Source organism: Klebsiella sp. K5-306 (assembly GCF_051835185.1).
Lineage (GTDB): Bacteria > Pseudomonadota > Gammaproteobacteria > Enterobacterales > Enterobacteriaceae > Klebsiella > Klebsiella oxytoca.
Window position 1 is genome coordinate 31,107 of sequence record NZ_JAIFJY010000030.1, and the last position, 12,447, is coordinate 43,553.

Sequence of the window (12,447 nt, forward strand, 5' to 3'; positions counted from 1 at the left end):
GGTTGATGTGAAAACACTAACAAGAAATATCCTCCGTACCGCAATCACTGTGATACTGGTTATCCTTGCATTTATGGCGATTTTTCGCGCATGGGTGTACTACACCGCATCGCCCTGGACGCGCGATGCGCGCTTTAGTGCGGATATTGTGGCCATTGCCCCCGATGTTTCCGGCCTGATTTCGCAGGTGAATATCAAGGATAACCAACTGGTTAAGAAAGACCAGATTTTGTTCGTCATTGACCAACCGCGTTACCAGAAAGCGTTAGCAGAGGCCGAAGCCGATGTCTCCTATTACCAGACTCTGGCGCAGGAGAAGCGCGTGGAAGCCGGCCGTCGTAACCGTCTTGGCGTCCAGGCCATGTCCCGGGAAGAGATAGACCAGGCGAATAACGTCCTGCAAACCGTTGAACATCAATTAGCCAAAGCGACGGCGAGTCGCGATCTGGCGAAGCTTGACCTTGAACGGACGGTGATTCGCGCTCCGGCCGATGGCTGGGTGACCAACCTGAACGTGTACCGCGGCGAGTTTATCACCCGAGGTTCCACCGCGGTTGCGCTGGTGAAGCAAAATACCTTCTATGTCATGGCCTATCTTGAAGAGACCAAGCTTGAAGGCGTGCGCCCCGGGTTTCGTGCTGAAATTACCCCTCTGGGAAGCGTACATACCCTCAGGGGGACCGTCGACAGCATCGCTGCTGGCGTCACCAATGCCAGCAGCAGCAGCGATTCAAAAGGGCTGGCCTCTATTGATTCTAATCTTGAGTGGGTGCGCCTGGCGCAGCGGGTACCGGTACGTATTCGCCTTGATCAGCAGCAGGGCAATCTCTGGCCAGCGGGCACCACGGCGACGGTGGTGATCACGGGTAAAGAGGATCGCGATACCAGTCAGGCAAACTTCTTCCAGAAACTGGCGATGCGCCTGCGTGAGTTCGGTTAATCGCCATGGGGATCTTCACCATCGAACTCCGGCATCTCCGCTTCGCCGTTAAGTTAGCCTGCGCGGTGGTGCTGGCGTTATTCGTCGGTTTTCATTTTCAGCTGGAAACTCCACGCTGGGCGGTGCTCACCGCAGCGATCGTTGCTGCCGGTCCGGCATTTGCCGCAGGCGGGGAGCCTTACTCCGGCGCCATTCGCTATCGCGGGATGCTGCGTATCGTCGGCACCTTTATCGGCTGTATCGCCGCACTGGCGATTATCATCCTGATGATCCGCGCCCCGCTGTTGATGGTACTGGTCTGCTGCCTGTGGGCGGGCTTCTGTACCTGGATCTCCTCGCTGGTGCGGGTTGAGAACTCCTATGCGTGGGGTCTGGCGGGTTATACCGCGCTCATCATTATTATCACTATTCACGAAGAGCCGATGCTGGCGCCGCAGTTCGCCGTCGAACGATGCAGTGAGATTGTCATCGGTATCGTCAGCGCCATTGTGGCCGATCTGCTGTTTTCTCCGCGATCGATAAAAAAAGAGATCGATCTTGAGCTGGATAACCTGCTGATCGATCAATATCGCCTGATGCAGCTTTGCGTGGCCCATGGCGATAAAGATGAGGTCGATAAGGCCTGGAGCGCCCTGGTACGCCGTACCAACGGGCTGGAGGGGATGCGCGCCAACCTGATCATGGAGTCTTCGCGCTGGGCTAAAGTGAATCAACGCCTGAAGGCGATCAACACCCTCTCTTTGACCCTGATTACTCAGGCCTGTGAAACCTTTCTGATTCAGAACACCCGGCCTGAGATAGTGACGGATGATTATCGGGAGCTCTTTGCTGAACCGGTTGAGACCGTGCAGGACGTGCACCGTCAGCTAAAACGTATGCGCCGCTTTTTGACCTGGAAGGGGGAGCATAATACGCCGGTGACGATCTACAGCTGGGTAGGTGCTGCGACGCGCTATCTGCTTTTGAAGCGGGGCGTGGTCGGCAATACCAAAATCAGCCGTATTGAAGAGGAAGTACTGCAGGGCGAAGTGGTGGTGAAGGCGGAATCCGCCGAGCGCCATCATGCGATGGTGAACTTTTGGCGAACTTCTATCTCTTGTATCCTCGGTACGTTGTTCTGGCTATGGACCGGCTGGACCTCGGGAAGCGGGGCGATGGTGATGATTGCGGTTGTTACGGCCTTAGCGATGCGTTTGCCAAATCCGCGGATGGTGGCTATTGATTTCCTTTACGGCACGCTGGCGGCTTTACCTCTGGGCGCGCTGTTTTTCCTGGTGATTATGCCTGCGACGCAGCAAAGTATGCTGCTGCTGTGCATTAGCCTTGCGGTGATGGCATTTTTTATCGGCATCGAGGTACAGAAGCGGCGCCTGGGGTCGTTGGGCGCGCTGGCCAGCACGATTAATATCCTGGTGCTCGACAACCCGATGAAGTTTGAATTCAACCAGTTTCTTGATAGCGCCTTAGGTCAGATCGTAGGATGCTTCCTCGCGCTGATGGTGATCCTGCTGGTGCGTGATAACTCCCAGGCTCGCACCGGACGCGTGCTGCTTAACCAGTTTGTCTCGGCAGCGGTATCATCGTTGACCACCAATACGGCGCGACGTAAAGAGAACCATTTGCCCGCTCTGTATCGTCAGCTTTTTTTATTGCTGAATAAGTTTCCTGGCGACATCGCGCGCTTTCGTCTGGCATTAACCCTGATTATTGCCCATCAGCGCCTGCGCGATGCACCGGTACCGATAAACGACGATCTGTCCGCCTTTCACCGGCAGCTGCGTCGCACGGCGGATCGCGTCATTTCCGCGAAGAGCGATGATAAGCGTCGCTACTATTTTGCCCGTTTGCTTGATGAACTGGATATCTATCAGCAAAAATTACAGCACTGGGAAGCCTCTTCCCAGGTGACCGAGCCGGTACGAAGGCTGGTGGATATGCTGCATAAGTATCAGCACGTACTCACCAACAGTTAGCATCCATAACCGACGCCTGAAGCGTCGGTTTTTTTATCGCTATACTTAATCGTCAGAAAACGAATTCCTCCAGCAGAGTGGGACGATACGCCGGAATATCGGGCTAAGACGAGCTGCAGGTGTGGACAGGATGCGGGCAATGACGACTACCTATACCTTTGATTTTGACGAAATAGCTGAGCAGCAGGATTTTTATCGCGAGTTTTCACGTACTTTTCACTTAGAGCGTGAGAAAGTGAACAACCTTGATTCATTATGGGATGCGGTGATCGCCGGGTTGCTGCCGCTACCGCTGGAGATTGAATTTATTCATTTAAGCGATAATCAGCGACGCCGATTCGGCGCATTAATTCTGCTTTTTGATGAGGCGGAAGAGGAGCTGGAAGGAGAGCTTCGTTTTAATGTGCGGCATTCATAAAAAAGCCCCCGACAGAGCGGGGGCAAGTCGTCGGATAAGACGACGAGGGTTTATTTGTACAGTTCAGCCGTAGCGTGCCAGTTATCGCCGGTACGGGCTTCAATGATGCGGTAGCTGCTGGCGCCTTCTTTTTCAGCTTTAGCCGCCAGCTCCTGACGCATATCCATCGGTGCGCTGCCTACCTGAGAAACGGAAACGGTGCCCATGGACTGTAGATTTTGCGCCTGTTCTGCGTTCACTTGGTTAACGGCGGCGTTTGCACCGAAAGAGAGAACGGAAGCCAGACCCAGGGATGCGATAATAATTGCGCTTTTCATAATCTTTTCTCCAACCTTCATATTTTCAGCGGCGGAAAGTTGTAATCAACTTGAGGCCGCTGAAGAGATTCTGTTTAGTTAATGACCGACAATCGTTAAATCTTATTTATACAGTTCAGCCGTTGCGTGCCAGTGGTCACCGGTACGTGCTTCAATAATGCGATAAGAAGAAGCACCTTCTTCCTGCGCTTTTTTGTTCAGCATTTCATGCATATCCATCGGGGAAGAACTTACCGCGCCGACGGAAACGGTGCCGATTGCCTGACGGCCCTGAGCCTGTTCGCTGTTGATAGAGTCAGCGGCAAAGGCGCCAAAGGACAGAACGGAAAGGATGCTCAATGCTGCTACAGTGGTTTTGATTTTCATGATGTTCACCTCGTCGAATCTTTTTGTTGGGGTCTTTTGTTTCGTGACCCTCATCACAAAATCAAGTATACACTAATAACTGAAAATATTAATACCTTGCTAATTGTTGTTCGTGTAAATAATTACAAAGAAACGTCGTTTTTATAACGTATAAGTATTAGAAATGTCATTTTTTCGACATGGATTGCTTTTATAGCTTTTTAAATCATGAAGATAGGATAATTTGATCTTTTGTGCGCTTACGTTAATTTCATCAAGTAAATGAATGTATAGAAGCGGAAAAACACACAAAATGTTAAAGGAATGATAATTTTTTGAAGGGTTCCCCTCTGGCGTTAACCTGAGGGGAGGGGATCAGAGTTCTTGCTCAAACAGAACAAGAATGGCGTCATGCAGCTCTTTAACGGTAAAACCTCTGGCGGGGGTGGTAAAGATGGTGTCATCACCAGCAATACTCCCGAGGATGCCTTCAGCCTTGCCAAGCGAGTCGAGAAGCCGGGCGATAAGCTGTGCCGCGCCAGGGCTGGTGTGAATGACCACGACTGAATCGTTATAATCGATATCCAGCACCAGATTTTTCAGCGGGCTGGAGGTCGTCGGGACGCCAAGCTCGGCGGGCAGGCAGTAAACCATTTCCATTTTGGCGTTGCGCGTGCGTACAGCGCCAAATTTGGTGAGCATACGTGAGACTTTCGATTGGTTGATATTATCGAAGCCTTCTTCCTGTAGTGCCTGGACGATTTCACCTTGAGAGCTGAATTTTTCTTCTTTAAGCAGCGCTTTAAACGCTTTAACCAGTTCTTCTTGTTTTGCCGAACTTCGCATAAGTCACCCAATTATGGTGGTAAAAACAACATCATTATGCATAACAATGCATTTTTATGCAAATAATCCACAGGGGAGAAGCGTAAATAATGTTATGAAGGGCGCATATTTTAGCAAAAAACTCTAATAAGGAACATGCCTTCGTCACGGCGTGTGAGTTGCTACAAAAGTAAATGAAATGTTATTAAATGATGTTGTTCTGCTCAATACGCTGGGTGTATTGTAACCAATAGTCGATCCGGTACTACTTTGCTGGATGGTCAGTCTCAGGGAGGAAAATGCGAAGCTGCTGCATCGCTGCGCACGACCACGCATTCTTCAGCCATACTTATTGTAATTGTTCATCTTGTGAATTAAGGTCCAGGCGACGGAGTAACGAAAGATTATTTTAACCATAATAAGGAGTTTAGGATGAAAGTTGCAGTCCTCGGCGCCGCTGGTGGAATTGGCCAGGCGCTTGCCCTACTACTTAAGACCCAACTGCCTTCAGGTTCAGAACTCTCGTTGTACGACATCGCTCCGGTAACTCCGGGCGTGGCGGTTGATCTTAGCCATATCCCTACCGATGTAAAAATCAAAGGTTTTTCCGGCGAAGACGCCACCCCTGCACTCGAAGGCGCGGATGTGGTGCTGATATCCGCGGGCGTAGCGCGTAAGCCCGGTATGGATCGCTCCGATTTATTTAACGTTAACGCCGGTATTGTGAAAAATCTGGTTCAGCAAATTGCTAAAACCTGCCCGCAGGCCTGCGTCGGGATTATCACCAACCCGGTGAATACCACCGTGGCGATTGCCGCAGAAGTGCTGAAAAAAGCCGGCGTTTACGACAAGAACAAGCTGTTTGGCGTAACCACGCTGGATATTATCCGCTCGAATACCTTTGTGGCGGAACTGAAAGGCAAATCTTCATCCGATGTTGAGGTTCCGGTAATCGGCGGCCACTCAGGCGTAACTATTCTTCCTTTATTATCACAAATTCCAGGCGTGAGCTTCAGCGAGCAGGAAGTGGCGGATCTGACTAAACGTATTCAAAACGCCGGTACTGAAGTCGTTGAAGCCAAAGCTGGCGGCGGCTCAGCAACCCTGTCGATGGGTCAGGCCGCAGCCCGATTTGGTCTCTCTTTAGTTCGCGCCATGCAGGGAGAGAAAGGGGTGGTGGAATGCGCCTACGTGGAAGGTGATGGTCAATATGCCCGGTTCTTCTCTCAGCCGCTACTGCTGGGGAAAAATGGCGTAGAGCAGCGTCAGCCTATTGGCAAACTCAGTGCGTTTGAGCAACAGGCGCTTGAAGGGATGCTGGATACGTTGCAGAAAGATATCGCCCTTGGCGAAGATTTTGTGAATAAATAATCTGGCATAAAAAGAGAAGCCGGGACCTGGGTTCCGGCTTTTTTATGGTTTTCTCCTGCCTCTGAATGACTCTCCCGCCTGGTAAATCTGCTAAACTCCCCCGCGTCTTAAGCGGCAACAAATGAGGACATCGTGAAAAAAATTGAAAGAAAGCAGACCAGGGACCACATTACTCAGATGATCCGTTATGAGATCCTTTCCGGTGGGATGAAACCCGGAGAGGAGCTTGCGCAGGAAAGTATTGCGGAACAGCTGGGGCTCTCTCGTATGCCGGTTCGGGAAGCGCTACAGGCCCTTGAGCAGGAAGGGTTTCTGGTGCGCTTGCCAAACCGCCATATGCAGGTCGCAAAACTGGAGCCTGACCATGTCAGCCACATTTTTCGGGCAATTGCGGTGATGGCCACGGAGCTTTTTTTATTGGTGCCCGCGGCGGCAGGCGAATCGCTCGCTGCGCGCGCGCGCGCGCTGGCGCATCCGGGTGAGCGGTCGCGGGAGTTGGCGTTCCACCAGACGCTAATTTCATATATTGATAACCGCTATCTGCAAAAGATTTATCAGCAGTTTTTGGATGGCTATATCAGCTATGTCATTCTGTATCTGAAAGAGGATAATCAGGAGTCGGCGCAGATACTCAGCTCTCTGATGGACGCTATCCGTCGGGGCGATGGTGATGAGATCGCGCAGGAAACGCAGCGTTATTTCCTCTCTCTGGCAGAAATAATGCGTCAACACATGAAGGATTGGGAAAGTGCAGAAGCCTCGATTAGGGAAAATTAAGCTTCTTTCAGCGAAAGAGCAGGTCGCGGCAGTATTACGTAAAGCTATACTGTCGCGCGATTTAGTTGAAGGGCAAGAAATTACCCTTGAAGGGATCGCCAGCATGGTCGGCGTCTCCAGTATGCCCGTGCGTGAAGCATTTCAGATCCTGGCCGCGGATGGGCTGATTAAAGTCCGGCCCAATAAAGGGGCGGTTGTGCTGGGGATTAACGAACAAACGATTCGCGAGCATTATGAGATTCGCGCGCTGCTGGAGAGTGAAGCGGTCGCTAAAGCCTCTCGTCCCGGGACGGATATTTCGCGAATTGCCGAAGTGCACTACTCAGCAGAAAAAGCGCTGGCCGAAAATAACTCGGCTGAATATTCCGACATGAATCAGGCCTTTCATATGGAGATATGGAATGCGGCCGGAAATGCTAAAATGAAGCTCTTGCTCAGCAATATGTGGAACGGGCTGTCGATGGGACATAAGGTCACTGAGGAAGAGTACGCTTCCATTTCGATACGCGAGCACAAGGGCATTTTACAGGCCCTGGAGCAGCATGATGAAGAGCTGGCGCGCCTGCGAATGCGCGAACATATTATCCGTTCGATGGAGAATATGCTGACGCGCTACGTTGACGATCCCGGCGCTTGACGCCCCCCGCCTGTACGATCGCTACAGGCATCTTATTTATCTGCTCAATTAATTACGCTAAGTGACTGCTTTTGCGATATTTTGATAAAGATCGCACTCCTGACGCTTTCCTGAAAAACGCATTGACTTACTCTTTGCATGGGAATAATTTCCCTCTCGTCAATATTGGATACAATATCATATATCATTGATGGGGCAATTATAAATATGGAACCGATTACCATTACTCTATGTTTGCTGGTGTTTGCTATCGCCATGTTCGTGTGGGAGAAAATACCCCTTGCGGTCACTTCGATGGTGGTTTGCGTAGCGCTGGTTCTCACCGGCGTACTTGACCTCAAACAGGCTTTTTCCGGCTTTATCGACACCAACGTTATTCTTTTCGTCGCTATGTTCATCGTCGGCGGCGCGCTATTTGAAACCGGGATGGCGAATAAAGTTGGCGGTGTGATTACGCACTTCGCCAAAACTGAAAAGCAGCTGATTTTCACGATTATGGTGGTGGTCGGCGTGATGTCCGGCTTTCTTTCAAATACCGGTACTGCCGCAGTATTGATCCCCGTCGTCATCGGCGTGGCGGCGAAATCCGGCTTTACCCGTTCTCGTCTGCTGATGCCGCTGGTTTTTGCCGCAGCGCTTGGCGGCAACCTGTCGCTGATCGGCGCGCCGGGCAATCTGATTGCACAATCGGCGTTGCAGAATATCGGCAGCGGTTTCGGATTTTTTGAATATGCCAAAGTGGGTCTACCGATGCTGGTTTGCGGCATCATTTATTTCCTGACGATTGGCTATAAGTTTCTGCCCAATAACCCGAATAGCAGCGAAGTCGGCAGCATCGGTGAACAGCGCGATTACAGCCACGTTCCGCGCTGGAAGCAGATCCTGTCGCTGGTCGTTTTGATTGCCACGATCCTGGGCATGATTTTCGAAAAACAGACCGGTATTAGCCTGGCGGTAGCGGGCTGTATTGGCGCGCTGGTGCTGGTAGTCACCGGGGTGCTGAGCGAAAAGCAGGCCTATAAAGCCATTGATTCACAAACTATTTTTATCTTCGGCGGCACCCTGGCGTTAGCAAAAGCGCTGGAAATGACCGGTGCCGGAAAGCTGGTTGCCGATCAGGTTATCGGCATGCTGGGGAACAACTCTTCGCCATTCATGCTGCTGGTGGTGGTTTTCGCACTATCCGTCGTTATGACCAACTTTATGTCCAATACTGCGACCGTTGCGCTTTTGGTACCGGTGAGCCTGTCGATTGCTGCCGGTATGGGGGCCGATCCGCGCGCCGTGCTGATGGCCACGGTGATTGGCAGTTCCTGCGCCTATGCCACCCCAATCGGTATGCCTGCCAACATGATGGTGCTGTCGGCGGGTGGATATAAGTTTGTCGACTATGCCAAATCCGGCATCCCTCTGATTATCGTTTCCACTATTGTCAGCCTGATTCTGCTGCCAATCCTTTTCCCGTTTCATCCGTAACTCACGGAAGCTGTTCTGACTAAGGAGCATTTATGAGCAAAAGTGAACAGATATCCCATATGACCAATATTATGGCCAAGTTTGTGGGATACACCGGCAAAGTCTTGCCCGATGACGTCACTGCAAAACTGGAAGATTTGCATAAAAAAGAGACCAGTAAACTGGCCGACGTCATCTTTACGACCATGATTGAGAACCAGCGCCTGGCGAAAGAGCTCGATCGTCCTTCCTGCCAGGATACCGGGGTGATTCAGTTTCTGGTGGAGTGCGGGGCGAACTTCCCGCTGATCGGCGAACTGGAAGCGCTGCTGCGTGAAGCGGTGATCAAAGCGACCGTCGATTCTCCGCTGCGCCATAACAGCGTCGAAACTTTTGATGAATACAATACCGGCAAAAACGTGGGTAAAGGGACGCCGACGGTATTCTGGGAGATTGTCCCGGATTCCGACCAGTGCAGCATTTATACCTATATGGCGGGCGGCGGCTGCTCCCTGCCGGGGAAAGCGATGGTGCTGATGCCGGGCGCGGGTTATGAAGGCGTCACTCGCTTTGTCCTCGATGTGATGACCAGCTATGGCCTGAACGCGTGTCCGCCGCTGCTGGTGGGCGTGGGCGTGGCGACTTCCGTTGAAACGGCGGCGCTGCTGTCGAAAAAAGCGCTGATGCGTCCGATTGGTTCGCATAATGAGAATGAGCGTGCGGCTTCGCTGGAAAAAATGCTTGAAGACGGCATCAATAAAATTGGCCTCGGGCCGCAGGGCATGTCCGGTAATACTTCCGTTATGGGCGTGAATATTGAAAACACCGCGCGCCATCCATCCACCATCGGAGTGGCGGTGAACGTCGGCTGCTGGTCGCACCGTAAAGGGCATATCGTTTTTGATAAAGACTTGAACTACACCATTACGTCTCACAGCGGAGTGAATTTCTGATGACTAAAAAAATTCTTACCACGCCAATTAAAGATGAAGATTTAGCCGATATTAAAGCTGGCGATATTATTTACCTCAATGGCCATATTGTTACCTGTCGCGATGTGGCGCACCGTCGCTTAATTGAAGGTGGCCGCGAATTACCCGTAGACGTTAACGGTGGCGCTATTTTGCACGCTGGTCCAATCGTCCGCCCAATTAAAGGCGAAGACGATAAGTTTGAAATGGTCTCCGTTGGTCCAACCACCAGTATGCGCATGGAAAAATTCGAAAAAGAATTCATTGCCAAAACGGGTGTGAAATTAATCGTTGGTAAAGGCGGAATGGGGAAAGGCACCGAAGAGGGCTGTGCGGAGCATAAAGCGCTGCACTGCGTATTCCCGGCAGGCTGTGCGGTAGTGGCGGCAGTATGCGTGGAAGAGATTGAAGATGCGCAGTGGCGCGATCTGGGAATGCCGGAAACGCTGTGGGTATGCCGGGTGAAAGAGTTTGGCCCGTTAATTGTTTCTATTGATACGCATGGTAATAACCTGTTTGAACAGAACAAAGTTATTTTCAATCAACGTAAAGAGATTGTCGCTGATGAAATATGCCAGAACGTAAGTTTTATCAAATAATCTGATTTATATCATTCGCACGATAATGATGGCGTTATGTTTATGACGGTAATAAAGAGGGACTCTGACCGGGGCGGTTCAGGGAAATCCACCCTTATTATTTTCGTTATATACCCCATGGATTTTGAGTTGCTTTGAGGTGGCAAGAGAGAATCCCAGGAGCTTACTCAAGTAAGTGACTGGGGTGAATGAACCTGGCCAACAAAGAAGCAACTTGAAAGACGACGGGGATAAATAACATCATTATCGTGCCTCCTGCTCGAAGGCTATTCTATGACTGATGCAGCACTGCTATTAGGCGAAGGCTTCACCCTGATGTTCCTCGGCATGGGGTTCGTGCTGGCGTTTCTGTTTCTGCTGATTTTCGCCATCCAGGGCATGTCCGCCGCCGTCAACCGCTTTTTCCCCGAACCGGCTGTCGCGCCGAAGGCGGCACCTGCGCCCGCCGCCGCGCACGCTGACGATTTCGCCCGCTTAAAGCCGGTGATTGCCGCCGCTCTCCACCACCATCGCCGACTTAACCCTTAATTCTCGGAGGAATCCATGACCGTTGCCATTACCGAGGTCGTCCTGCGCGACGCCCACCAGTCCCTTTTCGCCACCCGCCTGCGCCTCGACGATATGCTGCCGGTTGCCGCTCAGCTCGACGACGCGGGCTACTGGTCCCTTGAATGCTGGGGCGGCGCCACCTTTGACGCCTGCATCCGCTTCCTCGGCGAGGACCCCTGGGTCCGCCTGCGCGAGCTCAAAAAGGCCATGCCGAAGACCCCCCTGCAGATGCTGCTCCGCGGCCAGAACCTCCTCGGCTACCGCCACTACGCCGATGACGTGGTGGAGCGCTTCACTGAGCGCGCCGTCAAAAACGGCATGGACGTGTTCCGCGTCTTCGACGCCATGAACGACCCGCGCAACATGAAAGCCGCCCTGCAGGCGGTGCGCAGCCACGGCGCTCATGCCCAGGGCACGCTCTCCTACACCACCAGTCCGGCCCACACCCTGCAGACCTGGCTTGACCTGACCGAACAGCTGCTGGAGACCGGCGTCGACTCCATCGCGATTAAAGACATGTCGGGCATTCTCACCCCGGGGGCCGCCTTTGCGCTGGTCAGCGAAATCAAGAAGCGCTATGACGTGCGCCTGCATCTGCATGCTCATGCCACCACCGGGATGGCGGAGATGGCCCTGCTGAAGGCCATCGAGGCGGGCGTCGACGGCGTTGATACCGCCATCTCTTCCATGAGCGCCACCTACGGCCACCCGGCCACCGAGGCGCTGGTCGCCACCCTGGCGGGTACTGAGCACGACACCGGGCTGGATATCCTGAAGCTCGAAAGCATCGCGGCGTACTTCCGCGAGGTGCGCAGGAAATACCACGCCTTTGAAGGCCAGCTGAAGGGCACCGACAGCCGTATCCTCGTGGCCCAGGTGCCGGGCGGGATGCTCACCAACCTCGAGGGCCAGCTGAAGCAGCAGAACGCCGCCCACCGTCTGGATGAGGTGCTGGCGGAAATCCCCCGCGTGCGCGAGGACCTCGGCTTCATCCCGCTGGTCACCCCGACCTCGCAGATTGTCGGCACCCAGGCGGTGCTGAACGTGCTGACCGGCGAGCGCTACAAAACCATCGCGAAGGAGACTGCCGGGATTCTGAAGGGCGAATACGGCCACACTCCGGTCCCGGTCAACGCTGCCTTACAGGCCCGCGTGCTCGACGGCGCAGAAGCCATCACCTGCCGCCCGGCGGACCTGCTGAAGCCGGAGCTGGCGCAGCTGGAAGCCGATGTTAAACGTCAGGCGCAGGAGAAGGGCATCGTTCTGGCGG

14 protein-coding genes are annotated in these 12,447 nt (G+C 52.8%); 11 read left to right on the forward strand and 3 right to left on the reverse strand.

Translation table 11 applies throughout. The annotated features are described in order from the left end of the window. Positions 1-7: 7 nt before the first annotated feature. From aaeA to K2184_RS27570, 3 genes are all read left to right on the forward strand, one after another. On the forward strand, positions 8-940 hold the full coding sequence (aaeA, locus tag K2184_RS27560; protein WP_049591501.1) for a p-hydroxybenzoic acid efflux pump subunit AaeA: 933 nt from the start codon (positions 8-10) through the stop codon (positions 938-940). Positions 941-945: 5 nt separating this feature from the next. Beyond that, positions 946-2,913: a p-hydroxybenzoic acid efflux pump subunit AaeB gene (aaeB, locus tag K2184_RS27565; RefSeq protein WP_004106233.1), complete on the forward strand. Its 1,968-nt coding sequence runs from the start codon at positions 946-948 to the stop codon at positions 2,911-2,913. A gap of 139 nt (positions 2,914-3,052) precedes the next feature. After that, the gene (locus K2184_RS27570) at positions 3,053-3,331 is read left to right on the forward strand and encodes a barstar family protein (RefSeq protein WP_004106231.1); all 279 of its coding nucleotides are present in this window, start codon (positions 3,053-3,055) and stop codon (positions 3,329-3,331) included. Positions 3,332-3,381: 50 nt separating this feature from the next. On the opposite strand, the gene yhcN-B is transcribed toward K2184_RS27570, so the two are convergent. From yhcN-B to argR, 3 genes are all read right to left on the reverse strand, one after another. Then, a complete protein-coding gene (gene yhcN-B / locus K2184_RS27575; RefSeq protein WP_004106229.1) occupies positions 3,382-3,648 on the reverse strand; it encodes a DUF1471 family stress response protein YhcN-B in 267 nt (88 codons plus the stop codon). A gap of 102 nt (positions 3,649-3,750) precedes the next feature. Then, entirely contained in the window at positions 3,751-4,014 is a 264-nt protein-coding gene (yhcN, locus tag K2184_RS27580; protein WP_004106226.1) for a peroxide/acid stress response protein YhcN, read from the reverse strand. A 354-nt stretch (positions 4,015-4,368) separates the two neighbouring features. After that, positions 4,369-4,839: a transcriptional regulator ArgR gene (gene argR / locus K2184_RS27585; RefSeq protein WP_004106225.1), complete on the reverse strand. Its 471-nt coding sequence runs from the start codon at positions 4,837-4,839 to the stop codon at positions 4,369-4,371. A gap of 411 nt (positions 4,840-5,250) precedes the next feature. On the opposite strand from argR, the gene mdh reads away from it, so the two are divergent. The 8 genes from mdh to oadA all read left to right on the forward strand — a co-directional run. Next, on the forward strand, positions 5,251-6,189 hold the full coding sequence (mdh, locus tag K2184_RS27590; protein ID WP_004106224.1) for a malate dehydrogenase: 939 nt from the start codon (positions 5,251-5,253) through the stop codon (positions 6,187-6,189). A gap of 132 nt (positions 6,190-6,321) precedes the next feature. Then, positions 6,322-6,966 carry a GntR family transcriptional regulator gene (locus tag K2184_RS27595; RefSeq protein ID WP_004106223.1) on the forward strand — a complete coding sequence of 215 codons (645 nt, stop codon included), beginning with the start codon at positions 6,322-6,324 and terminating at the stop codon, positions 6,964-6,966. After that, positions 6,938-7,603 carry a GntR family transcriptional regulator gene (locus K2184_RS27600; RefSeq protein ID WP_004106222.1) on the forward strand — a complete coding sequence of 222 codons (666 nt, stop codon included), beginning with the start codon at positions 6,938-6,940 and terminating at the stop codon, positions 7,601-7,603. Before K2184_RS27595 ends, K2184_RS27600 begins: the two co-directional genes overlap by 29 nt. Positions 7,604-7,810: 207 nt before the next feature. Next, a complete protein-coding gene (locus K2184_RS27605; RefSeq protein ID WP_017145340.1) occupies positions 7,811-9,079 on the forward strand; it encodes an SLC13 family permease in 1,269 nt (422 codons plus the stop codon). 32 nt (positions 9,080-9,111) lie between these two features. Further along, on the forward strand, positions 9,112-10,011 hold the full coding sequence (ttdA, locus tag K2184_RS27610; RefSeq protein WP_004106220.1) for a L(+)-tartrate dehydratase subunit alpha: 900 nt from the start codon (positions 9,112-9,114) through the stop codon (positions 10,009-10,011). Beyond that, a complete protein-coding gene (ttdB, locus tag K2184_RS27615; protein WP_004106218.1) occupies positions 10,011-10,628 on the forward strand; it encodes a L(+)-tartrate dehydratase subunit beta in 618 nt (205 codons plus the stop codon). The genes ttdA and ttdB overlap by 1 nt, the downstream gene beginning before the upstream one ends. 273 nt (positions 10,629-10,901) lie before the next feature. Next, on the forward strand, positions 10,902-11,156 hold the full coding sequence (locus K2184_RS27620) for an oxaloacetate decarboxylase subunit gamma (RefSeq protein ID WP_004106216.1): 255 nt from the start codon (positions 10,902-10,904) through the stop codon (positions 11,154-11,156). Between the two features lie 15 nt (positions 11,157-11,171). After that, a partial coding sequence (gene oadA / locus K2184_RS27625) for a sodium-extruding oxaloacetate decarboxylase subunit alpha (protein ID WP_439237808.1) occupies positions 11,172-12,447 on the forward strand: 1,276 nt, incomplete at its 3' end.